The 24,921-nt window shown below is 51.1% G+C and carries 17 protein-coding genes and 1 pseudogene; 3 read left to right on the top strand and 15 right to left on the bottom strand.

Annotation, left to right across the window (positions count from 1 at the left end; genetic code table 11):
* Positions 1–3: 3 nt before the first annotated feature.
* The 14 genes and pseudogenes from A7090_RS08250 to bcsR form a co-directional block, all read right to left on the bottom strand.
* A complete protein-coding gene (locus tag A7090_RS08250) occupies positions 4–705 on the bottom strand; it encodes an IS630 family transposase (protein ID WP_274541158.1) in 702 nt (233 codons plus the stop codon).
* Positions 706–1,152: 447 nt separating this feature from the next.
* Positions 1,153–1,578 carry a hypothetical protein gene (locus A7090_RS26490; RefSeq protein WP_241957266.1) on the bottom strand — a complete coding sequence of 142 codons (426 nt, stop codon included), beginning with the start codon at positions 1,576–1,578 and terminating at the stop codon, positions 1,153–1,155.
* Positions 1,578–1,913 carry a hypothetical protein gene (locus A7090_RS26155; protein ID WP_198599576.1) on the bottom strand — a complete coding sequence of 112 codons (336 nt, stop codon included), beginning with the start codon at positions 1,911–1,913 and terminating at the stop codon, positions 1,578–1,580. The genes A7090_RS26490 and A7090_RS26155 overlap by 1 nt, the downstream gene beginning before the upstream one ends.
* A 599-nt stretch (positions 1,914–2,512) precedes the next feature.
* Positions 2,513–2,863 carry a hypothetical protein gene (locus tag A7090_RS08230; RefSeq protein WP_105273646.1) on the bottom strand — a complete coding sequence of 117 codons (351 nt, stop codon included), beginning with the start codon at positions 2,861–2,863 and terminating at the stop codon, positions 2,513–2,515.
* A gap of 203 nt (positions 2,864–3,066) precedes the next feature.
* Positions 3,067–3,393 (bottom strand): annotated as a pseudogene (locus A7090_RS08225) (ISAs1 family transposase); the annotation flags it as partial.
* A gap of 172 nt (positions 3,394–3,565) precedes the next feature.
* Complete coding sequence (locus A7090_RS08220; RefSeq protein ID WP_105273645.1) at positions 3,566–5,062, bottom strand: M16 family metallopeptidase; 1,497 nt, start codon at positions 5,060–5,062, stop codon at positions 3,566–3,568.
* A gap of 219 nt (positions 5,063–5,281) precedes the next feature.
* Positions 5,282–6,568, bottom strand: coding sequence for a C4-dicarboxylate transporter DctC (gene dctA / locus A7090_RS08210; RefSeq protein WP_105273644.1), 1,287 nt, complete (start codon positions 6,566–6,568; stop codon positions 5,282–5,284).
* A gap of 181 nt (positions 6,569–6,749) precedes the next feature.
* Complete coding sequence (gene hmsP / locus A7090_RS08200; RefSeq protein WP_105273643.1) at positions 6,750–8,738, bottom strand: biofilm formation regulator HmsP; 1,989 nt, start codon at positions 8,736–8,738, stop codon at positions 6,750–6,752.
* A gap of 81 nt (positions 8,739–8,819) precedes the next feature.
* On the bottom strand, positions 8,820–12,293 hold the full coding sequence (gene bcsC / locus A7090_RS08195; RefSeq protein ID WP_105273642.1) for a cellulose synthase complex outer membrane protein BcsC: 3,474 nt from the start codon (positions 12,291–12,293) through the stop codon (positions 8,820–8,822).
* Positions 12,275–13,381, bottom strand: coding sequence for a cellulose synthase complex periplasmic endoglucanase BcsZ (gene bcsZ, locus A7090_RS08190; RefSeq protein ID WP_105273641.1), 1,107 nt, complete (start codon positions 13,379–13,381; stop codon positions 12,275–12,277). Before bcsZ ends, bcsC begins: the two co-directional genes overlap by 19 nt.
* 6 nt (positions 13,382–13,387) lie before the next feature.
* Positions 13,388–15,718, bottom strand: coding sequence for a cellulose biosynthesis cyclic di-GMP-binding regulatory protein BcsB (bcsB, locus tag A7090_RS08185; protein WP_105273640.1), 2,331 nt, complete (start codon positions 15,716–15,718; stop codon positions 13,388–13,390).
* Between the two features lie 10 nt (positions 15,719–15,728).
* Positions 15,729–18,341, bottom strand: coding sequence for a UDP-forming cellulose synthase catalytic subunit (gene bcsA, locus A7090_RS08180; RefSeq protein WP_105273639.1), 2,613 nt, complete (start codon positions 18,339–18,341; stop codon positions 15,729–15,731).
* Positions 18,338–19,090, bottom strand: a complete 753-nt coding sequence (gene bcsQ / locus A7090_RS08175) for a cellulose biosynthesis protein BcsQ (RefSeq protein WP_105273638.1) — start codon at positions 19,088–19,090, stop codon at positions 18,338–18,340. The genes bcsA and bcsQ overlap by 4 nt, the downstream gene beginning before the upstream one ends.
* Before the next feature lie 11 nt (positions 19,091–19,101).
* Entirely contained in the window at positions 19,102–19,290 is a 189-nt protein-coding gene (gene bcsR, locus A7090_RS08170) for a cellulose biosynthesis protein BcsR (RefSeq protein ID WP_105273637.1), read from the bottom strand.
* 272 nt (positions 19,291–19,562) lie between these two features.
* Between bcsR and bcsE the strand changes: the two genes are divergently transcribed.
* Genes bcsE through bcsG form a run of 3 tightly spaced genes read left to right on the top strand, consistent with a single transcriptional unit; the run spans position 19,563 to position 22,998 of the window.
* Positions 19,563–21,134 carry a cellulose biosynthesis c-di-GMP-binding protein BcsE gene (bcsE, locus tag A7090_RS08165; protein WP_105273636.1) on the top strand — a complete coding sequence of 524 codons (1,572 nt, stop codon included), beginning with the start codon at positions 19,563–19,565 and terminating at the stop codon, positions 21,132–21,134.
* A complete protein-coding gene (bcsF, locus tag A7090_RS08160; RefSeq protein ID WP_000988310.1) occupies positions 21,131–21,322 on the top strand; it encodes a cellulose biosynthesis protein BcsF in 192 nt (63 codons plus the stop codon). The genes bcsE and bcsF overlap by 4 nt, the downstream gene beginning before the upstream one ends.
* Positions 21,319–22,998, top strand: a complete 1,680-nt coding sequence (bcsG, locus tag A7090_RS08155) for a cellulose biosynthesis protein BcsG (protein WP_105273635.1) — start codon at positions 21,319–21,321, stop codon at positions 22,996–22,998. Before bcsF ends, bcsG begins: the two co-directional genes overlap by 4 nt.
* Before the next feature lie 78 nt (positions 22,999–23,076).
* On the opposite strand, the gene ltrA is transcribed toward bcsG, so the two are convergent.
* The gene (gene ltrA, locus A7090_RS08150) at positions 23,077–24,465 is read right to left on the bottom strand and encodes a group II intron reverse transcriptase/maturase (protein WP_105273634.1); all 1,389 of its coding nucleotides are present in this window, start codon (positions 24,463–24,465) and stop codon (positions 23,077–23,079) included.
* Between the last annotated feature and the right edge of the window lie 456 nt (positions 24,466–24,921).

Here is a 24,921-nt window from a genome sequence, read left to right as displayed (position 1 = left end):
ACATTATTTTTGTAGAGCCGGAGGAAACAGACCAGACGGTTTAAATGAGCCGGTTACGATTAACGGGTGTTCCGGGGCTTTCAGATCCAGCGCCCCCATGATATTCAGGCGTGTGCGGCTGCCTGTTGTTTTTACTGATTTTTTCTGGCCTTTGCGTATCCAGCCATAGCTGATTTTAGTGGCCTGAGTCGGATGGACTCCATCAATAAAAAGAACCGGTTCATCACCCACAGTTGTTTTCAGTTCCTTATAATATTCAATGAATTGCCTTTGTTTCTCTTCACTGAATTTATGGGGGACGCCTGACGGTTTTTTGTAGGTGAAGCCGTTACGATGCAGCCACTTGTTCATTCCCGGCACGCTGAAAATGATGTTCCATGTCCGGGCGACAAACGCAATAACATCGCGGGTATGGTGAAATAAATTATCGGATAACTGGCTGATTAAAAGGGCCGTTTGTTCAGCACTGAGTTTGCTGTCTGAGCCGCCGTTTTCGGGTTTCAGTTTTCCTTTATTCAGAAACTCACTGATATGGTGATCAACGGTCGTCTGATGCAGGCGTAAAGCCTGAGCAATCATAGCCGAACTCCAGCCTTCGGAGGCCAGAAGAATGGCTTTAATACGATCACAAACGCGCTTATCACGACTGGAATCATGAAGGCGCTCAAGTTCAGCTTTTTGTTGGTCAGAGATGAATATTTTCATGTTGGACAGCATGATCTCCTGTTGCTGAAAAATCAAGCATTTTCAATGATTACGGGTATATACCTTCAGCAACAGGAATCTGCGTTGATGGGTAAGCAAGCATCCTCAGGTTTATTGGGTATATATTTAGGAGCGTTTAATAATCGTGCATTTAATTTTTTTTCGTCCTATTTCTTCATGAAGAATATTCTCAATAACATTCCAGTCACCACCTCCCAGCCCTATACCAATCATCGGTAATTGTATATTCAATCGATTATAAAGTGCAAAATCTGAAATTTTCCTCAGACATTCCCGCAATGCTTCGTAAGAAACACATACTGTCTTATCCGCTCTACTTCTTTTTATTCCAGACTGAGCGAGCATATTCCCAACAAAAACATTTCGTTCATTATCAACACAAATACACTGTATGTTCCCTAATTTAAACTCACTGCATTCTTTTTTTCATCGTAAATAATTATTTTTTATATCTGGATAGTGTTTTGACAAAGACAGTACAAATCCCTTACCCCACATTCCGAGATCATCAACTATATGAATTATGATAGTAGAATCCTGTAATGGTACAGATGCATCGCCAAAAACATAACACAACGGTTCATTGTGTTCTTTGACGGCAATATCCCATATTTTATCAAACCTCTCCTTACTAATTTCTTTTGATGTGGATAAATCTAAGTCTTCCATTTTTCCATGATATAATAAGTAACCAATTGCATCACGCCAATCCTTTACTGATGATGATGGATAATATGCTCCATTTAATATATTGACTTGTCTAATTGCAACATCACCAAAAAATTCGCTATAGACCTCTCCAATACCTGATATAAATTCACTATCATTAGAATAAAAATATTTTTTCATCATTAACAACTACTCCCACTATCAATAATTCTACCAGAGACATCTAAAGGTTCTGTGGTCACTATGCGAAATTGTCCGGGGATATCCTCAGTAACAGTTAATCCCTCCACATTAATTTTTACCCAATTAGTAATGCGATTTAAAGTCCTGCTATCTCCATAAAATGCTCTGGCAAGTTGTCCTAAAGATACCTTACCCATGCTCTTTCCCTGCTTGCCGTTCTCATCCTGTTTCAGCCGGAAACCGGTTTTCATGGCGACCACACAATGACGCTCATTGTGTTTGTCATCCATCGCGTACTGCATTACTGAGAACGGCGTCAGGTTACGAAATTCCATTTTAAGCTCCGGTTACAGAGTGAAGTAAAAATATGGACACCCATGAAAATGCTTATAGAAAATTAATAATACCTGAGTGCGGTTATATTTTTGTTGTTAAGTTATATGCATCTTGAAGGATTTTAAATATTGATATAGTCTGTTGTTTAACCATACTCATGTCTAATGTCTATGCGCAAAAGGAATAAAGATGAAAAAGACAGTCAGCAAAAAGAAAGAGAAAATAAGAGATAAAATACTGGACTGTGAATTCAGTCAGAAAGAGTTCTTTTTTTTAGAAAAAAATATTCTGGTACTTCTGGCAGGATTAATAAAACAGAATTGCAGAATGCTATTTTTATCATGGCAAAAAAGTCATTTCGCAACGTCATTACCAATGTTCTTGGTCTTTTATTCTTTTCTATTCCAGGTATAGTTGAAGGGTATCCTGGGAGGGTATTTATATTTCTTCTGCCTGTGTTTTTGATTTATATGGCTATATATATAACAGCTAAAATGAATGGAAATTCTGTATGTGCAACTTTAAAACTGGCAAAGCTTGGGTTATTTCTGATCTTTATCCGTTACCCATGATTAAGCAAAACAATGACATCGGGTATTCATTTTTCTGATATCTTGTTTATTGCCTTCACGACTTTTCTAGCCTTATACCCTTGTAATAATGGTGCAAATAAATTAAATATTCCATACAGAAGGAGTAGAACTTCAGTGTAAAAAAGAATAAACCATGATGTGTAATAATCCTGCCTGCAATCATGTAGATACTGATAAATTATCAAAAGGAAAACGAGAATGTGGATAAATAAAGATCGAGGAAAGCGCCTTGCTAGTTCAGTAACAGTTTCATATAGTGATATTGAATATTTTTCGGATAGCTTTACTAAATTAACCACCTGTTTTTTTGAGAATTTATGTTCATATAATATTGAAATTAATTCGTCATCATTCATTTTGATTCCTTTATGTTATAAAGTGAAAATAGTCGAGTCAGAATATGACAAATTTATATTGACTAATAATCATGAAAGGGAAGGAGAGGCTGTGGAGGTTCACCAGGCTCAGTCACAGGTATAGAAAAATAAGTCTGAGTACCCAGGGCAAGATTACAACCCCCCGCTCCCCGCAAGGACTGACGCCAGATAGTCTCTGTCCTCATTTCAGGAATAGCTGTAATCTCATTAGATTTCTCATCTGTCTTGATCTGCCCGAGGACCAGACTGTGCATTGTTGAGAACGCACTAATAACATGAATCGCTCCCCTGCGGCGACTCTTGTCATAAGAATGCCGGAGTGTTTTTCCATTAATTGCGATGACGTCTTTATCATCTGAAGAATGGCAGTCACGCATCCAGTTAATAAATCACTCGTGAAATTTTTCAGGACTGATACAGGATACAACTCGGGCAATGGTATCGTGAACAGGAATACCATTTTCAAAATCACCATATTGCTTCAAAAAATCGAGATGTGCGCTGTAAAATATCATTCATAAAATAAATAATTAAACCCACTCTACGGTAAGTTTATTTTAATAATGAATGGTTATACGCACGCTACCGCCATGCCTGGAAAAATATCTGCGGGTATATCACGGTAACTTATTAATTACCGTTTAACCCGGCAGCGTAGAAGAAACGCTGCCGGGTTATTTATTACTGCGCGGGTGGAATATCCGTCACTTCAGGATGTACGTCATCCGTAGCGACAGAGGTTGTGGCAGCTGCGGTAGATGGGGCCATGATTTGATCCCAGGCAGCCTGCAACGCTTTCATGTTAAATTCCGGCTCGCCTTTCGGCTGTAGCAGAATTAACGCCATATCATTCGACAACTGCTGACGCAGATCCTGATTTAACATCTCTACCGTCAGGCTGTTAAGGAAATCCTGGCGCAGTTTCTGATATTGCTCCGGCGCGATATCGACGACCTGATTTTGCAACGAACGCATCCGCTGCCCCATCAGAATATCGGTATCAGCTCGCGCATAGGCGGCAAACAGTTTCTGCAGCTCAAGTTTCTTTTGCGCCACTAACGCATTGAACTCTTCTTCCGACAGACCTTTATCGCGAACCTTCGCCAGTTCACGCGCCACCAGATTAACGTTGCTGTTCAGCTTGTCATTTGGTGACTCGATGTTGATGGCACACTGCGCACGCAGATACAGCACACGGCAATCAAATCCAAGACCAATGTCTTTGCTGTTACTGGCGCTTAACGCTTGCTGAACATGCCAGAACAGCGCTTCACGGGCCAGGTCCGCGCGCCAGTAGCGCAGCAGTGCGGCTGATTCTCGAATCGGCTGCCACGGCGTATCCCACATGATAGATAACCGATCCTGACGCACCGCGTCAGTCATAATACTCACCGCTTCCGCACGCAGTGGAGAAAGCGTCGGCACCGGAGCCGGTGTTTCACGTTTGCCTTTCAGTTCGCCAAAGGTTTTGTTGATTTGGTCGACAACCGAGCGCGCATCAACGTTCCCCACTACCAGCAGCGTCATTGCATCCGGGGTGTACCATTTCTGGTAGAAATCTTTAATCTTTTCTGCTTCAACAGGTTGTTTAAGCGGATCGGCAGGATCATGACCTAACAAGGTTGATCCTTTCAGACGATAACGCCACCAGCCCTCTTTAGTATCGGCAGGCCAGGTGGCCACCATATCCTGACTTTGCAGCGCGTGGTTGATGGTTTCTGGCGTGATGGTCAGTTTGCCTGTGGTATTCGCCAGATAAGAGAGCGCTTCTTTCAGCAAGTCGTTACGGTTATTTGGCAAACTCAGATTAAACAGCGTGGTGTCATAAGAGACAATTACCGGCGGCATCGGACGTTTAGGGTCGATCCCCTGTTGCCACAATGAACGCGCCTGTGCTGCTTCAAGGCCACCGCTTTGCGTTAGCGCAATACGAGGGATGGCGTGACTGTAACCGCTCTGTTGTGTACTTTCGGCGAGCGAACCGGTATTAACCAGCAGGCGAATTTCAACACGATCGCTGGGACGCTGGGGCGTGGTCAACACTTGCCACTGTAAACCGTTGGAAAGCGTCCCCTGTTGCCATGCTGGATCAGGCTGGAGCGCATCTGCCTGCACATAGCCAGCAGTGGCCATCATCAGCAAACCGCCCGCTAAAAGTCGAATTTTTGTGCCCTGCATGTGAACCCCTGATCAACTATCCTGGTAATAAAAAACTGCCCGTTGTCGGTCAGTCTAAATGACATTAAAAACACTTCGTGTTAGACCGCAAGAACATGAAAATGTCACGGAAGAAGTGAAATAAACCCGAACTCACCCAGGTGGTAAGTTCGGGTACAGGGGTTAATTATGCGCAAACACCCGCACTCGGGGAAGGGAGTGCGGGCATAAGTGGTGAGATTAAGAGGATAATTCGTGCGTTTTGCCATCCAGCGCACGATTATTCAGCACATCATCCAGTTTTTTGTGGTCCAGTTCCTTCACCCACTTAGCGACGACAATGGTTGCTACGCCGTTACCGACCAGGTTAGTCAGCGCACGGGCTTCTGACATAAAGCGGTCGATACCGAGGATCAGCGCCAGCCCCGCTACCGGCAAATGGCCCACCGCAGAGAGCGTCGCCGCCAGTACGATAAAGCCGCTACCCGTTACCCCGGCAGCCCCTTTAGAAGAAAGCAGCAACACGATTAACAGCGTAATTTGGTGGACGATGTCCATCTGGCTGTTAGTGGCCTGGGCGATAAATACCGCCGCCATCGTCAGGTATATCGATGTCCCATCAAGGTTAAATGAGTAGCCTGTCGGGATGACCAGCCCCACCACCGATTTCCGGCAGCCAAGTTTCTCCATCTTATCGAGCATACGCGGCAGCGCCGACTCGGAAGACGAAGTACCCAGTACAATCAGCAGTTCTTCACGGATGTAGCGGATAAATTTGAAGATACTGAAACCGGTCGCTTTCGCGATTGAACCCAATACCAGCACCACAAACAAGATACAGGTGATGTAGAAGCAGATTATCAGCTGCCCCAGTTGCACCAGTGTGCCGACGCCGTATTTACCGATAGTAAACGCCATTGCCCCGAACGCACCAATAGGTGCCAGACGCATGATCATATTGATGATGCCGAAAATGACCTGCGAGAAACTATCGATAACGTTAAAAATCAATTGGCCTTTGCTGCCCAGACGGTGGAGCGCAAAACCAAACAGTACGGCAAACAGCAGCACCTGCAAAATGTTACCGCTGGCAAATGCGCCAATGACGCTCGCCGGGATGACATCCATAATAAAGGCGACAATGCCCTGATCTTTCGCCTGATCGGCGTAAACCGCTACCGCTTTCGCATCAAGCGTTGCCGGATCGACGTTCATTCCGGCACCAGGCTGCACGACGTTAACGATGATAAGACCAATAATCAGCGCGATGGTACTGACAATTTCAAAGTAAAGCAGTGCGACGGCACCAGTACGACCGACCGCCTTCATGCTTTCCATGCCCGCAATGCCCGTTACAACGGTACAAAAGATGACAGGAGCGATGATCATCTTAATGAGCTTAACGAATCCGTCGCCAAGCGGTTTCATTTGCTCACCTATTTCAGGGTAGAAATGGCCAAGGAGAATACCAATGGCTATCGCTGTCAGGACCTGAAAGTAAAGGCTTTTAAACAGAGAGGTTTTCATAGGGTGTCCTTTAGTAAACCACAGGTCTTGTAAGGTTATGGGATACCTGCGGCCTTAAAATAACACCCAGACAACATCACAGAAATGCACCTGGATCATAATTGAAACAAAAATGTTAAAAAGTTTGAGCTGGCTCGCACAAGCCAGCACTTTTTAAAGTTTTGTAATCAGTTTGGGGTAGCTACTTTTCTTCCAGGTAACTCTCTTCGAAGAGTTCAATAGGGAGTGGGCGAGCAAAAAGGAAGCCCTGGGCAATACCAACGCCCGCTTTTGCCAGCCAGTCGCGCTGCGCTTCAGTCTCCACGCCTTCGGCAATCATTTGTAAGTTCAGGCTTTGCGCCAGCATGATAATTGCAGCAATCATGCTGCTATCTTCCGGCAAACCTTCAACAAACATTTTGTCGATTTTCAGTACGTCGATTGGCAACGATTTCATATGCTGCAACTGACGCAACCCCGCGTAACCCATACCGAAATCATCCAGCGCCACCCGAACTCCGGCATTGCGCAGCGGACGGAGAATTGCCACCGCTGCCTGAGGGTCGTCAATACGTCGGCTTTCTGTCACTTCCAGAATCAGCGTTCCCGGCTGAATGCGATAGCGAGTTAACAGCTCCAGCATATCCGCTACCATATTCGGATGCATCAGTTGCAGCGCTGAGAGGTTTACCGACAAGGGCAGCATGATGCCACGCTCTTGCCAGGCAGCAAGCAGTCGACAGGATTCCTCCAGCACCCAATGACCGACGGTAACCATCAGCCCACAGCACTCAATGCGATCGATTAAGCCATCCGGCAGATCCCAACTGCCATCCGGTTGCAGGATGCGCAGTAACACTTCCGCACTGACCAGTTTACCGCTGGTCATCTCAACCTGTGGCTGTAACCAAATCGCAAACTGATGATTTTCCAGAGCATCGAGGATATCGCTCTCTTCCGTCAACCGCTGCTGGGCGGCTTCTATCTGCTGCGGATCAAAGAACTGAATCTGATTCTTGCCTTTATGGCGAGCGGTAAATGCCGCAGAAATAGCACGACTGTAAAGCTGTTCGGCGGTGAGATCGCCGTAGAACATCGCCACACCAATGCTACAGCGCGGACGAAGTTGAATACGTTCAATCGGCAGGCGTTCGCTCATGATAGTGAGCATTTGCTGACCTAAGGTAATAGCGTGCCACGGTTCTTGTACACCATTGGCAATGACAGCAAAGTCATAACCGCTAATCTGCGCGAGGATCATGCGTGGCGACAGTACCGATTTGAGTTTCTCCACCAGCGTCAGCAACAAAATTTCTCGTTGCGCTTCTTTCAGCACGCCCGCTGTATCACGCAGGGTTTCACAGGTAATGATCACCAGCGCGGTGGTCTGTTTACGCGCAACTACCTGCTCCAGCATTTCCATCAGCAAAGCTTTGTTCGGCAAATCCGACACCGGGAAGCGCATCGCATTTTCATTCTGTTCTTCATAATGACGTTGCAGCAATTGCTGGTTGAGGTTGTAACTGCGCACCAGCATACCGATTTCATCGTCCTGATGCAGACGCGGTAATGCCAGTTGGTGACCAGCAAGCGCCTGGGGTGGGATGACGTTAAGTTCGCGAGCAATATTGCGTAATGGATGCAAAATCAGTCGGTTAATGCACCAGCTAATCGCCACCGTCAATATTAACGACAAAAGTAAGTAAATAGTCACTAACGTTGAGAGGGTGCTCATCACGAACTTATACATGCGGAAGGAATCTGCCTGTAGCACCAGATAGGCAATTGGCTGAGGGTTTGCCGAACGCTCCAGCGAGTAGACGCCCAGCGAGATTTGAACCGGTAGCTCAAACAGGCGAGTAACCATTACCGGCACCGGACGTTCTGGTATAAAACTTTTACGCAGCGCCTGGAACTGGTTAGGCAGCACGACATCGGCACGGCTGACCACGCCTGCCGGTTTAATGCTGGCAAGAATAGTTTCAGCTTCGGGAATATCGCCTTTCAAAATGGCAGAAGATAAAGGTTCGCGGACAGAGCGAGCAATACTTTCCAGTTGCGTAGCCGTGTTATAGCGATTCTGCTGGACCAGATGGAACAACAAAACGGTGCAAAAAATAAACACAAACACAAGGACAACGGCTGCCACCATTGCCATCTGCTTGATTGTTAACGAGCGACTTACGCGCAAATTGTCTCCCCCCGGAAATCCCCGATTGCCGCCCGAGTATACCCGATCGCAGCGGCATTAAGAGAGGCGCTGTCTGAAAACTTACCAGTCGGCGTAAGGTATCAGCGGCTGCGGCGGTAAATCCATGTCACCCTGCCATCCGGCGGCAGAATAACGTACATAGAGCAGGAAATGGCTGGGCGCGTAATCTTTCGCCTGCTGAATATCAATTGCCGTGCCGACAAACCAGTTGGAAGTAACACGTCGTTCTAGTAATGCCCGCGCCGTGTAGCCAAAGCCCTGACTGCTGCCGCCATCATTGGATTGCCGCGCAGCTTCTTCCTGCCAGTCGGTCGGGATCAGATTCATCAGCGGATAACGCGGCATGGTTTTGGTGCGCGAATGCGACCACGAGCCAGACGCCCCCAGCTCCCACGACCAGTTTTCCGTGCGCTCACGCCACATCACCGGTACGGCAAACGACAGATATTCCTGCGGGCTGTAGTAGCCGCCCTGCCCAAGTGAGTACCCACTCAGGTCTTTATCGTAATGCCAGATCATGTTGTTCAGGCCGATTGTGACGCGGCGATTGTTCTGGTTGATGACCTTATAGTAATAGCCCGTCATCCAGCGCACGCGCCAGTTATCTTCGACATTTTTACCGGTTAACTGGTCACCACCAAGCGATGCCCAGACGCCGTTAGCTTCACCTTTATCGTAGCTCAGGCTTAGCCCCACGCCATCGGCTCGTACGCCGCCCCATTTTTTCCCGGTATTACTCGGGGAGTCTTTTTGCCCGCCAAAGGCCAGCAAAGAACTGGAGATAGGCCGACGGTGGGCGTTAACGGTGTAACCAAGCGGCCCGATATCATCGCTGTAACTGATGCCACCGACCACATCCACCACGTTGAAGCCCATCGGCGTGGTGCCGATATCCCAGCTCCAGACGTCATTTCGCCAGCCGACCGCTACGCTGGCACCGGAATCCGACTGGCTGCGGTTGCCGCTACAGTCCTGTAATGTACAGGTGCCCCAGTTGTCATCCCATTTGCCATCGGCATTAGTGGAGAAACTGCCGACGTTCATATTGACGAAATCACTGCGAAAGAACATCCGCCCGTCAGAATACGGCGCGTCCACCTGCAACATAGTGGTGTGCGCTTTCAGATCGGAGTAACCACCGGTGCCGCTCGACCCCCAGTAATCATGCTCGAGAGTGACGTTAAGATCCTGCTGACGATAGAGGTCTGCCGCATCGCTGCGCACACCTCGTTTCAGCCAGTCATCTTTCTCGTCGTTACGGGTCAGTCGGGTAAAAGTGTCGTTATCCTGCGGACGCGTTGTGGTCACACCGGATGCGATCATCGCGTCTTTATAGGTTTCCAGCGCCTGCGTTGGATCGCCCACCTGCGTTTCAAATTTCGCGCCGTCACGCAGTACCATCGCGCTTTCCATCGACGGTGGCTGAGATTTTGCCTGCGGGATCAGCTTGTTAAATGTCTGCTGCGCCGCTGCGGTATCGCCAAGCTGCGCCTGTGCCAGCGCCACGCGCCGCTGAGTGTTCAGTGAGGTTTTGTCGGTAGCGGGCAGTTTCGCCAGCTGGCTTCTTGCCGCCGCTTTGTCACCGGCAGCGATATCCACTTCCGTTAGACCAAGAATGGCATCAGCGTTAGTTGGCTCCCGCGTCAGGACATTCTGATACTCAGCGCGGGCGGCAATGTAATCACGTCGTTGCTGCGCCCAGTCAGCCAGCGTGAGGTCAATACGCGTGGAAGGCGGTTGCTGGCGCAGCATCGCTTCCGCTTCTGCCTCTTTACCGCTTTCTCGCAAGCGATTAGCGGTTTCCAGCTCCTGATCGCTTTGCAGCCGATTAACCAGCTCCTGAATATTGCTGTTCCACTGGGCGCGCGGCAGGCTGTTGATATGCGCCAGTGCCGCTCTGTCCTGATCGTGGCCGGAAAGATACAATCCGTAAGCGTAAACCTGTTCAGGATCGCCTGGCTTCTGCTGTGCCAGATTGCGCATTAGCGTATCAGCCTGGCTGCGTTGTCCGGCCTGCCAGAGATCCTGCGAAAGTCGGTAAGTAATCCACACGCTGTCGGGGTCCAGCGCCAGTCGTTGCCGCTGAAGTACTGCCGCCTGCGCCCATTTCCCCTGTTTTTCCAACACCTCTGCCTGCTGTGCCAGACGGTCGTTTTGCAGGCTGCGTTCGATATCATCAATACTGCGCCGCTGGCTGGCAGAGAGCGAGGCGATAAACGCTTCGGCTTTTTCTGGCGATTGCTGGCGGTAAATATTCGCCAGCCCGCGCACGGCGTTAGTGTTACCACTGTCCATACGCAAGGTCTGCTGATAATAGCGTTCAGCAGCGGGATAATCTTTGCGCGCCATCGCCACATCGCCCAGCCCCAGCACCGCATAGCTGTCGGTATTATCGACATTACGCGCCTGCTGGAACAGGCGCTCTGCCCGATCAGGATTATTGGCTTTCAGTGCAGCATCGCCCTGCTGGATCGCCAGCCAGTAGCGGTTTACTTTCAGCAGACTGTTCCATTTGTCGTTGTTGCTGCTGTGCGGGTCCAGTGCGAGGGCTTTTTCCAGATTCGCCACCGCATTAGCGCGATCGCCTTTCTGAGAATACGCCTGGCCCAGCGCCCCCAGAGCTTCACTGTCTTTCGGGTTCGCCCGCACTGCCTGTTGTAGTTCGGGAATGGCTTTACCCGCCATGCCAGAGTCCACCGCCGCTAAACCTTGCGCACGAGCGCGGAAAGCAGGATCGGCCAGTTGTTTTTGTTGTTCTGCCAGCTGCGATTGCGCAGCCGCCACGCTATCGCCATCGCTAAAGATCGAGAGATATTTTTTCAGCGCCTGCACGCTGGCATCGCTGACGGGCATGTCTTTAATCTGCCCGTACCAGATATTCGCGGCCCCCTCGCGCCCGGCGTTCGATTTCGCCATCTGTTCCAGAACGGCAAAACCTTCGTCCCGGCGATTGCTACTGAACAACAATAAGGCCAGATTGTTTTGCAGGCCCATATTGCCCGGCGTATCCGCATTAATGCGTTTTAGCTGATTAATCGCTTCGCCACGGCGAGCCGGAATTTTCGCCACCGTACTCCAGTATTCGACGGCAATGTCACCTTCCGGCGGCGCACCGTTGAACAGTTTGTTGTAACTCGCCACAGCGTCTTCCGCATGACCGGTAGCCGCCTGCAATCGTGCCTGTTGCAGTGCCTGACGACCATCCGGCGTGGAAAGCAGCATCGTGGTTCGCGACGATTTATACGCATTTGAACTCGGCGCTAACTGCAACAACCGATCGAGCTGTTTTTGCGCGCCATTAATATCGCCCTGACGTAACAGAGAACGGAAACGGGCGGCAACAACGTCCGGGTTATTCGGATCGATAAGTTCCAGCCGATACAACGACTGCTGCACCAGGTCTTCACGATGGGTCGCTTCGCCTAACCGAACTTGCTCCAGCAACTGTTGTTGAGCGGTTGGAGCTGCCTCGACCATCGGCATGACGGCCAGAGCGAGGGAAAGCGTGAATATGTTTAGTGTGAATTTGCGCATTCCTGGCCCCAGTCAGGTAATAACTCACCTTTTGTCGAGAAGCGGAAACGGTGTTGATCCCAGCCTTGTCCAAACAGGGCAAGCACATAGTTGTAATAGGCATCGCTGCCGGGAAAGTTATCGGCCACGCGCTGGCGCTGAACGGCCTGTGCATCGCGGTTTTGTAAAAAGGGCAGCATGGCGGCAGAAAAACCGACCGGTCCTTTACCCTGCGCTTTCCCCGTAACCACATCGACTTTTTCCGGTGGATAACCGTTTTTCTCGGTGAATGTCGCCATCGGTTTAAACCGGTTGAGCATTCGCGCTTTTTGCGGATCGCTGTCAGGCATCATGCCGACCCACATGTAAACGCGGATGGCATCGTAGCTGCTGATCAATGTTTTTTCGGCTTTTAGCTGCCAGCCTTTATCTTTTTCATAGCGCACCCAGTCTGGCGAAAAGCCTTTCGGGGCGGTTTCCAGCAATAAACGTTGATTGGTTTCGCGCAGCGTGGTCCACGGCGCACCAAAGCGGGTGAAATACTGCGCCAGTGTCGGCGGCAGGTAGCTGGGATTAAAACGCCAGCTGTTATCCTCAGCAAACCCCACTTTGCCCGGTAACAACATAGAACCCAGCCCAGGCACCGTCACCACTTCCTCCCGCGCGATACGTTTTAACAACGCGCTACCGATGTCGGTATAACGCTGCTCTTTCCACAAGCGCCCCGCCTCCAGCAACGACCAGGCCATCCAGACATCACCATCAGAGGCCGAATTACTGTCCAGCACTTCCCACTTACTGTCCTCTTTCTTGCCCCACAGCCAGGCGGGCAAATGTTCTTTTAACGATCCCTGGGCGAGATTGTTCTGCGTCCAGTCGAGAAGATTATCGAAAGCTGCACGGTCGTTAGCCGCCAGGGCAAAGAACATGCCGTAACTTTGCCCTTCGGAGGTGGTGATTTTACGCGCGTCGCTGGGGTCGATGACGCGCCCTTCCTGACTGACGTAATCCTTTTTGAACTGCACCCAGGCAGGCCAGGTACAGGCAGCCTGAACACTAAAGGCAGTCAGCAGCAGCATCGTCACGAGCCCACTACGCAACATATTCATCTTCAATTACTCGTTATCCGGGTTAAGACGACGACGGCTGATAATACGCAGCAGACGCCACAGTACCCATGCCAGCAATATCACACTGATAGCCGCCAGCAAAATCGGATGGTTTGCCAGCGCATACCATAAGCGTTCGAACCACGGCAGATGACCAACGTAATAAACGTCGCCAACACGCAGGCTGTTGATACCGGACTCGCGGATCACCGCTACCGAACCAAACATGGTGGCGCGTTTGCCGCTATCGTTCACCGCATCGTTAAGCATTTCATAACCACGCGGGCTATCTGCCAGCAGCGCAATCACGCTGCGCTGGTCGTTATACGGCGACTGGAAGCCAATTACCGCTGCCATCGCACCAGAAGAGGTCAGCGTTGACTGAGTTTCTGCTGCACGATCGCTCTCATCCGGCACAATGGCGGGGAACGGGGTCTGGCGCATCGGCGTTTTCACCCAGCTTTCGGTAGCCTGCACCAACAGGTCGATCTGCTTGTCGTCTTTCAGTTTGTCCGGGATACCACCGACGATCATGATATCGGCATCTTTGCCCTGAATAGTGCTGCCATCATCGGTCACCGTCAGGTTAATCGCCGGGAAGCCCGTCTGCGCACCAATAACCCCCACGGTATTCAGCAACGTTTCCATCTGCGCTTCGCCAGGCGTTTTCGGCATCACGGTGATGGTTTGCGACAGATCTGCCATCCGGCTGAACGGGAATCCCGCATTGGCAAAAGCACGCAGATCCGGCATCGGGATGAAGTGGTAATACTTCGAGAAGTCGATAGTGGAGTCGTCACCAATCACCACATGGTTCTGCACCGGCTGGAAGGTAATACAGTTATCAACCGAACCGCCCGGCATCGGGTTCATATACTCAAAGTCGAAGCGCAGCTGGTTGGTCGCGCCCAGTTTCAACGCCGGAATAGAGACATCTGTTTTGCCATCCAGCAAACCTTGTAATACCGGGATACGCAGCAGCAGGCGATTCGCCTCCTGTTTGCTGCTCAGGTTGAAAGATTGCAGGAACTGGTTATTCAGGCTGATATCCATCCGCGAACTGTCTTTCACCGGCGGCATGGTGTAGCGGTAATTAATATCCATATCAATGCCGGTACTGCGCATCAGGTAGAGATCCGGTGGCAGGTTTAGCGAAACGTTAATCGCTGCTGGCTCAAGACCGCTGGATTGTAACTGTTCTTCATAAGTTTTCAGTTCACCAAAGGTGACCGGACGATCGGTACGCACCCAGTTCGGCGCATCGTACGGCTTACGCGGTAGCAGCGGTTTCACCTCATTCACTACCACGCTTTCACCACGGAACAGAATGTTACCCTGAGCGATACCTTTCGCTGCCTGCAACAGATCTTTATCGTCACGACCAAAGACCACCAGCAGTTTGACGTAAGGATTCTGCGGATGGTTGAAAATCTCAATCACCGGAGCTTTTACCGCCGGATGATCGCGCAGGAAGTCCGGGCGTTTGTCATTAGTGGCAAAAACAATGGCATTGCGATCCGGCAGTTGGTTATAGAGCACCGGGAAATTCTGTCCACGCCAGCCAGAACGCGAACCAAACCACGAGGCGACAATAGCTGATGCTTGTTGTAGCCCAACATCCGGCGCACCCGCAAAAACCATCGGTAAGGTGTTGGCGCGGTTATCACGCGGGTCAAAGAATGGCACCGGGAAAAGTGACAGGTCATTTTTCACATTCAGGGTCTGATAGGTCAGATCCAGTCCACTGCTCCGCCCAACATCCAGCCAAAGCGTGGTGCTGGCCGGGTTTTCGCACACGTCCTGATAATGGCCGACAAACTCCAGCCGCACACGGTTGAAGTCGGAAATAAACAGTGGGTTAATTGGCATTTGCGCCAGCGTCTTTTTACCCAACTGTTCTTTGGTCACTGGCAGCACGCCCATCAGTTCATCATTGAGATAAACCTTTAACTGCGACTGGACAGGCAGTAATGATGGCGATGGCGTGTATTCGAGGTTGAGCATCGCCTTCGTTACCACTTCATCACTGCGCATACCAAACTCAATGCTGCCGTTCGGGTTGATACCACGTAGCACCATGCTGCCCGGCGGCGGCGCAATTTGCGCAAAGGTCAGCTTCACATCACGCGAAGGAGCGTTCTGCGCCACGACTGGCGCATCGGCGCCCTGCACGCCCGGCATCACTTGCCCCACCTGCGGATTTTGTTCCGTCTGGGTGGATACAGCTGGCTCAGCATTGATCAGTGGTTGTGTTGCTGGCGCCGCCTGCGTCATGAAAGAGGGGAACGCACTCATCCCCATAGCCACTGCACAAATCCAGAATAGTTTTCTTTTCATCTCGTTATCATCATTGTTGAGCCAAAGCCTGATCCGATGGTTGTGCCGTTTCGCTCCGCTCCGGGCGGCGCGGAATAAACGATACCCCCCAGGAAACCAGAGAAGTCAGCACACGGAATATGCCCTTTACCGAAGAAGGCGCAAACTCTGCCAGATGGCGGTAGCCACGGAAGCCGAGCTTCAGAATATCCAGCAGACTTTCCAGCGGCTTATCTTCCGGGTAGCTGTCCTGCCAGAGCGCCCATGTATCCGCACGGGCAAACGTACACTGCACAAAATCGATATGTTGCTGGGTGGTGAGCGGCATTAATTTCAGCCCGACTTCATTCCCCATCACGCGCGCCACCTGGGTCGGGAAGACGTATTCCTGCTGACCGCGTTTAAGCAACAGGTTCACTTTCTGCCCTTCCAGAATCTGAGCCTGACCGTTGATCTTGATCCCCAAACCGCCGTCAGAGAAATCCTGAACGGTACACGAGAAGAGGTGACCATCTTCACGGGCAATTGCCGCAGGCATCGTCATCTCCACGCGGTGCGATCGGCGTACCTGTTTGCTTTCTACCGATACCGCGACTGCGCCACCAAGAACAATCAGGTTGTAGAATACCCATACCATACTGACGACCACGGTGAGCATCTCGGTTGGTGGACCATAAAAGTAGCGCCAGATGCCTACCGCAACGCCCACCAGGTTGAGCAGAACAAGGAAGATGTAGGGCCGCGAGATCACCCAGTCGACGTACTCTTCTTCCACCAGACCACCTTTGGCGGTGACGTTAAATTTGCCTTTGTGCGGGTTAATCAGCGCCACCAGCGTCGGTTGTGCGATATACCACGCCAGCACCGTTTCGTAGATTTCACTCCAGAACGAGTGGCGATATTTGCCCTGGATCTTCGAGTTAGTCAGGCTGGCATGGATCATATGCGGCAGCACGAATAGGGCGATCATCAACGCTGGCGCATAGATGATGTAGGCATGAAGCAGCAGGAACGCCAGCGGCGCAGTCAGGAAGATCAGCCGTGGAATGCCCGACAAGAAGTGGAACATGGCGTTGACGTAGCACAGCCGCTGAGCAAACTTCAGCCCTTTACCGGTGAGCGGGTTATCGAGACGGAATATTTGCACCATCCCGCGCGCCCAGCGAATACGCTGACCGATATGCGCCGACAGACTTTCGGTCGCCAGCCCCGCCGCCTGCGGAATACGCATATACGCGGAGGTATAGCCACGACGGTGCAAACGCAGAGAAGTATGCGCATCTTCAGTCACGGTTTCGACAGCAATGCCGCCAATTTCATCCAGCGGCTTACGACGAATCACCGCACAGGAACCGCAGAAGAAAGTGGCGTCCCACATATCGTTGCCATCCTGCACCAGACCATAGAACAGCGTGCCTTCGTTCGGTGTTTTACGGAAGCGCCCCAGGTTGCGTTCAAACGGGTCCGGCGAGAAGAAGTGGTGCGGCGTCTGCATCATCGCCAGCTGTTTCTCTTTCAGGAACCAGCCCATAGTCATTTGTAAAAACGAGCGCGTCGGCACGTGGTCGCAGTCGAAAATCGACACGAACTCACCTTTGGCATATTTCAGCGCATTGTTGATATTGCCCGCTTTCGCATGTTCATGAGTGGTACGGGCGATATATTTTACCCCCACGTTTTGCGCAAACTGGCGAAATTCCTCCCTGCCGCCGTCATCGAGGATCCAGATGTTCAGCTTGTCTTTCGGCCAGTCGATACCCAGCGAAGCGTAAATGGTATTTTTCACCACGTTGAGATCTTCGTTGTAGGTCGGGACAAAGATATCCACCGACGGCCACAACGACATATCTTTCGGCAAGGGCACCGGCTGACGATTCAGCGGCCATACTACCTGGAAGTAGCCGAGCACCAGCACAATCCACGCGTACGTTTCGGCGAACAGCAGAATAAGCCCGCACACCAGACTGACCGGATCGTCCCAGTTCAGCGTAGAGGTGTAGCGCCACCAGATATAACGGCAAGAAACGGTCAGCGACAGCACAATCAACATTAGCGCTGAGAAGCGCCCCGGCATTCGCCGTACGATCAGTGCTACACCCCACAGCAGCATCAGGAAGATAAACTGCGCCAGCGGGTTAAACGGCTGGGTGACGCAGATTAACGCCAGAATCAGCGAGAAGGTGACGATGATACCGAGGATCAGCCGCCGCACCCCAGCGCTCAAATGTCCGAGTTCTTTTTTCTCATCAAGATGTTGTGTTTTATGGCTAACGCGCTCAGGCAGCTCGTCCATCCATTGATGGTAACGTTCACGAATATTTTGCAATCGTGAAAACGAACGCCAGCGCGGTTTCGGCGTTTCTCTGCGCGATGCACCAATCAGTAACCAGCATGTTTGAATGAGATAACGGACCGGGTCCAGCGGACGCGAGGCGTTGATATGCGGATACAGGTTTTTATGTTCTGCGCGAATACGCTGCCAGCGCGGGTGCTCCAGCGGAATAAAAATCCAGGCCAGGATCAACCAAAAACAACCGAGCGTCGCGCTGAAAGCCGACGCGCCGTGACGACGATAATCGCGATAGCGCCCGATAAGCCGTGCGTTGACCGGCGGGAGAAGCAACCACCGGGTCAGGATACTCATAATGCACTCCCGGCTGGCGCTTTCAGCCCGGAATAGTTCAACAGGCACCAGTTCGCCAGCGTCAGTATCTCTTCAGCCGCCAGCGCATCACTGCGGTATTCACCTACTGGTTGCTTAGCCGCCAGGCATTCAGCCATCGCTTCATCACGATGAATGAGCATCGGCAGTAATCGGCGCTGGCTTTGCAACCAAAGCTGGTAAATATCGTCCTGAACCTGACTGCCAATACGGAAGTCATTAATCAAAATATGCGCGCCATCCGGCAGCGCCTGCTGATGCAATCGGATATGGCTGTTGGCATCCACATTGACGATTGCCAGCGAGTGATCGCACAAACTCAGCAACTGGTGGGTTATCTGCGAGGCATCACGCGGTAAGTCGATCAAAATCCACTGGTAACGCCCGCTGGCTTTTAGTTGCTGTAAGCCGGAACAAATGTCGCTCAGCCGGGTTTGCCAGTGCTGTGGATTTTCTTGTTCTTCAATGGATAACTGACCAAAAGGCAGCAAATCGAGCTGCGAGGTATAGCGCAACCCGGCATCACGCCAGTCCTGACCATCCAGCATGGCTCTGGCCCAGCCCTGACGGTGGGTAAAATCAACGTTAAATGACAGGCGCAACAAATTGTCCGGGCAGCCATCGACCACCAGGACATTTTCTCCCAACATTTGTAATGACCAGGCTAATGCGGCGGTGACGGTTGTTGTCCCCACGCCTCCCCGCACCCCTTGCAATCCCAGAACGGTCATTCACCAATCCCCTACTTTTGTTGCGCAAACTCTGCCAGCAACGGCCAGCGTTTTAATGCCGCAGCCAACTGTTCGCGTTGGGAAATATCGGCATAATCAATATCAGGCAGTGAAAATGCCTGCTTTAGCGCCAAAATATCATTCTGGAAGATATAGCCTATCGCGGGATCAGGCAGAGTATCTGGTTCATTTTTATTCATTTTGCTTGATCCCTATGAAATAACTGTACCGTTCATAAGACAATTCTAAACATGAGCATTTCATCAGTTTAATGTTTACGGCGAGACGGGAATTTGCTCAATTTTTGACTTTCCGTTACACAACAGAAAAAGTTAAAAACGAAAAGACTAAAATCACACGTCTTGTGACCAGCTAAATTGATTCACATGCTAAATCTGATAAGTTTTAATTTCAATGGTAGGTTTATTTCTTAGCTTTCGCTAGTAAACTGATAATCAGACAAAATGATGACATGAGGGACGTTGTGGACCCTGTATTCTCTATCGGTATCTCATCATTATGGGATGAGCTGCGACATATGCCAGCAGGTGGCGTCTGGTGGTTTAACGTCGATCGCCATGAAGATGCTATCAGTCTGGCGAATCAAACAATTGCATCCCAGGCTGAAACCGCACACGTCGCGGTCATTAGCATGGGCAGCGATCCGGCGAAAATCTTTCAATTAGATGATTCTCAAGGCCCGGAAAAAATAAAATTATTTTCGATGCCAAATCATGAAAAAGGTCTATACTATTTGACCCGTGATTTGCAATGCTCTATTGATCCCCATAATTACCTTTTTATTCTTGTTTGCACAAATAACGCATGGCAAAAAATTCCTGCCGGGCGGCTTCGCTCATGGTTGGATAAAATGAATAAATGGAGCAGGCTAAACCATTGTTCGCTTCTGGTGATTAATCCCGGAAATAATAACGATAAACAATTCTCATTGCTGCTTGAGGAATACCGTTCACTTTTTGGTCTTGCCAGTTTGCGTTTTCAGGGCGACCAACATTTGCTGGATATTGCCTTCTGGTGCAACGAAAAAGGGGTCAGCGCCCGTCAGCAACTTCGCGTTCAGCAACAAAATGGTATCTGGACATTAGTTCAACGCGAAGAGGCAGAGATCCAACCACGCAGCGACGAAAAACGCATTCTGAGTAATGTTGCTGTACTGGAAGGTGCGCCGCCGCTATCGGAACACTGGCAGCTGTTCAACAATAACGAAGTCCTGTTCAATGAAGCCCGTACCGCTCAGGCGGCGACGGTGGTCTTTTCTTTACAGCAAAATGCGCAAATCGAGCCACTGGCCCGCAGCATTCATACCCTGCGTCGCCAGCGCGGTAGTGCGATGAAAATCCTCGTACGGGAAAATACCGCCAGCCTGCGCGCCACCGATGAACGTTTGTTATTGGCCTGCGGTGCGAATATGGTTATCCCGTGGAACGCCCCACTCTCCCGCTGTCTGACGATGATCGAAAGCGTGCAAGGGCAGAAGTTTAGTCGCTATGTGCCGGAAGATATCACTACCTTGCTGTCAATGACCCAGCCGCTCAAACTGCGAGGTTTTCAGAAGTGGGATGGGTTCTGTGATGCCGTCAACAATATGATGAATAATCCTCTCTTACCTGCACACGGTAAAGGCGTTCTGGTTGCCCTACGTCCAGTACCGGGTATCCGCATTGAGCAAGCCCTGACGCTGTGTCGCCCTAACCGTACCGGCGATATCATGACCATTGGCGGTAATCGGCTGGTGCTGTTTCTCTCATTCTGTCGGATTAACGATCTGGATACCGCGTTGAATCATATTTTCCCATTGCCTACTGGCGACATTTTCTCAAACCGTATGGTCTGGTTTGAAGATGATCAAATCAGTGCCGAGCTGGTACAGATGCGCCTGCTTGCCCCAGAACAATGGGGCATGCCGCTGCCTTTAACGCAAAGTTCCAAACCGGTCATCAATGCCGAGCACGATGGTCGCAACTGGCGACGAATACCAGAACCAATGCGACTATTAGATGATGCTGTGGAGCGCTCATCATGATGACCATCAGTGATATCATTGAAATTATTGTCGTTTGCGCACTGATATTTTTCCCGCTGGGCTATCTGGCGCGACACTCTTTACGACGTATTCGCGACACCTTACGTTTGTTCTTTGCTAAACCTCGTTATGTTAAACCGGCCGGGACGTTACGCCGCACGGAAAAAGCCAGGGCAACCCAAAAATGACTCAATTTACACAAAATACCGCCATGCCTTCTTCCCTCTGGCAATACTGGCGCGGCCTTTGCGGCTGGAACTTCTATTTTCTGGTTAAGTTCGGTCTGTTGTGGGCGGGATATCTTAACTTCCATCCGCTCCTCAATTTGGTGTTTGCCGCGTTTCTGCTGATGCCCATTCCGCGCTATAGCCTGCATCGCTTGCGCCACTGGATTGCCCTGCCGATCGGCTTTGCTTTGTTCTGGCATGACACCTGGTTACCTGGCCCGGAAAGCATAATGAGCCAGGGTTCGCAGGTAGCGGCTTTCAGTACCGATTATTTAATCGACCTTGTTACTCGCTTTATTAACTGGCAGATGATTGAGGCCATTTTTGTTTTATTCGTGGCCTGGCTATTCCTGTCACAATGGATTCGCATCACCGTTTTTGTGGTTGCCATTCTGCTGTGGCTAAACGTACTTACCCTGGCGGGGCCAGGTTTCTCCTTGTGGCCCGCCGGTCAACCGACAACCACAGTGACAACGACGGGAGGTAACGCAGCAACAACCGTTGCGGCGACGGGTGGCGCACCGGTTGTGGGTGATATGCCCGCGCAAACTGCACCGCCAACAACGGCGAATCTTAACGCCTGGCTGAATAATTTCTATAACGCGGAGGCGAAACGTAAATCGCCCTTCCCGTCTGCGCTGCCAGCTGATGCCCAGCCATTTGAACTACTGGTGATTAATATCTGTTCGCTTTCCTGGTCGGATATTGAAGCCGCCGGGTTGATGTCGCATCCGCTGTGGTCGCATTTCGATATTGAGTTCAAAAACTTTAACTCTGCCACCTCATACAGTGGCCCGGCGGCGATCCGTTTACTGCGCGCCAGCTGCGGGCAGACTTCGCACACTAATCTGTATCAACCGGCAAATAATGACTGCTATCTGTTTGATAACCTGTCGAAACTGGGCTTTACCCAGCACCTGATGATGGGACATAACGGCCAGTTCGGCGGCTTTTTGAAAGAAGTTCGCGAAAATGGCGGCATGCAGGCCGAATTGATGGATCAAACAAATCTGCCGGTTATTTTGTTGGGCTTTGATGGTTCGCCGGTTTATGACGATACCGCCGTGCTTAACCGCTGGCTGGACGTTACTGAAAAAGATAAAAACAGCCGTAGTGCCACGTTCTACAACACACTTCCACTGCATGACGGCAATCATTATCCGGGCGTCAGCAAAACAGCAGATTACAAAGCGCGAGCGCAGAAATTCTTTGATGAACTGGATGCCTTCTTCACTGAACTGGAGAAATCGGGACGCAAAGTGATGGTAGTGGTGGTGCCGGAACATGGTGGCGCGCTGAAAGGTGACAGAATGCAGGTTTCAGGACTGCGTGATATTCCCAGCCCATCGATCACGGATGTACCTGTTGGTGTGAAATTCTTCGGCATGAAGGCACCACATCAGGGGGCACCGATTGTCATCGACCAACCGAGCAGTTTCCTGGCTATCTCCGATCTGGTGGTTCGCGTTCTTGATGGCAAGATTTTCACCGAAGACACTGTTGACTGGAAAAAACTCACCAGTGGGTTGCCACAAACAGCACCGGTCTCCGAGAACTCAAATGCCGTCGTTATTCAATACCAGGGTAAACCGTACGTTCGCCTGAGCGATGGCGACTGGGTGCCTTACCCGCAGTAAGCATCGAGTAGGAGGCGGGATCACTCCCGCCGTCCTCTCACACCACCGTACATGCGGCTCCGCATACGGCGGTTCATGTTAACACTGGAACTGCCTCTGCTGTTCCAGCAGTGATATCAGTCCCTGCCTCCTGAACCACGCTGTCTTTATCGCCTGATTCATATGGCTTGACCCTGCGTTCCACCATGGCCCGTGGTTGTTGTACGCTGAGATCATTGCCCTGTCCTTACTCAGTCCCGCTCTTTGCAGGTTCTTTGCCCGGGTTCGCGGTCTCTTCCACTGCCGCCACAGCAGGCAACGCAGTTTCCGTTTGATCCAGCCATCCAGCTCCTCCAGCACTCCTCTGACTTCCGTCAGCCTGAAGTAGCTTATCCATCCACGCAGCACTGGCGTCAGAGCATTGATTGTCGCTTTCACTGATTTGCTCCGGTTTCCCGTGGTCAGACTGCGGACTTTCTCCTTCAGCCTGTTCACGCTCGTCAGGGCTATCTTCAGCTTCGCCTGTTTGTGCCATGTCACACTGTACCCGAGGAACTTCCGCTCCCACGGGCGCGCCACCGCGCTCTTCTTCTCATTTACCTTCAGTTTCAGTTTGTTCTCCACGAACGCCCTGATCTCCTTCAGCAGATGGTCCCCCGCTTTCCGGCTGCTTACGTAGATGTTGCAGTCGTCTGCGTAGCGGCAGAAGCTGTGTCCACGACGCTCCAGTTCTTTATCCAGTTCATCCAGCAGGATGTTCGACAGTAACGGCGACAGTGGGCCGCCCTGCGGCATGCCCGCCTGCCGTTTCTCCCTTTGCCCGTCTTTAACCATTTCCGCTTTCAGGTAGCGGCGTATCAGTCTCAGCACCCGCCTGTCCTTTATCGTTCTGGCCAGACGCGTCATCAGGAGTCTGTGATCCACCCGGTCGAAGAACTTCTCCAGATCCATATCCACCACCCACCGTTTGCCACCCCGTATGTAACGCTGTGCCTGTTGCACCGCCTGCCATGCGTTGCGCCCCGGCCGGAAGCCGTAGCTGGAGTCTGAGAAGCTTTTGTCCACGATGGCGCTTAACTGTTGCGCTATCGCCTGCTGGATAAGCCTGTCCACCACCGTCGGGATGCCTAAGGTTCTCACGCCGCCATCCGGCTTCGGGATATCCATCCGGCGTATTGCCCGCGGCTGGTAGTTTCCGTCAATCAATGCCTGCCTGACGCTGCGCCAGTTCTTCTTCAGCCACGGTTTCAACTCCGCCACGCTGAGGTTATCCACCCCCGCCGCGCCTTTGTTTTCCACCACGCGCTGATAAGCCAGCATCAGGTTTTCTCTCGTTATCACCGCTTCCATCGTCAGCGGCACTTCCGCTTTCGTTTGCCCACCCGCCGCCGTGCTGATTTCAGCGCCATCATGCAGCCCTGACGGATACTGTCCGTCTCCTCTGCCGCTGGCCGCAGTTGCCTGCGCTTGTGCTTCATTAATCATCATCGGGTTCGGATGTCCTAATCACTGTTAATCATGTTCGGCCCTTCATGCTGCCGGTTTTGCAGCACTACTACGGCGTCGGCTGACTTCTGCCGCCCCATCCCGGCGCCTCACGGCGCCGGTAGCACACTGGCAGGGCGACAGATCTCCCGGGGTAATTCACGCGACTTTCCTGCTTATGCCTGTCGGCTGTACGTCACAGCGTTCCGTGTGAGTATCGGGCTTTGGTGATTTGTGCCACCTTACCCTGCTGCGCCGCCTTAACCGCTTCCTGTTCGTCAGGCCAGCATTTTGCTTCCAGCTTCCTTCAGATTTCACCTCGCGATGAACACCCTTGCCTTCCGCTAACACTTCCCCTCACCGGGTGTGTGGAGGACTTTCACCTCTTAGTCGTTCTTCAGCCACCACAGTTGAAGAACAGCGCCAGTCACGGCGCTACGCGCCATGCCCGGCGCACAC

The sequence above is a fragment of the Escherichia sp. MOD1-EC7003 genome (genome assembly GCF_002965065.1).
GTDB lineage: Bacteria > Pseudomonadota > Gammaproteobacteria > Enterobacterales > Enterobacteriaceae > Escherichia.
Note: the sequence above shows the minus strand (reverse complement) of the source record. Positions and strands in the feature narration are given on the sequence as shown.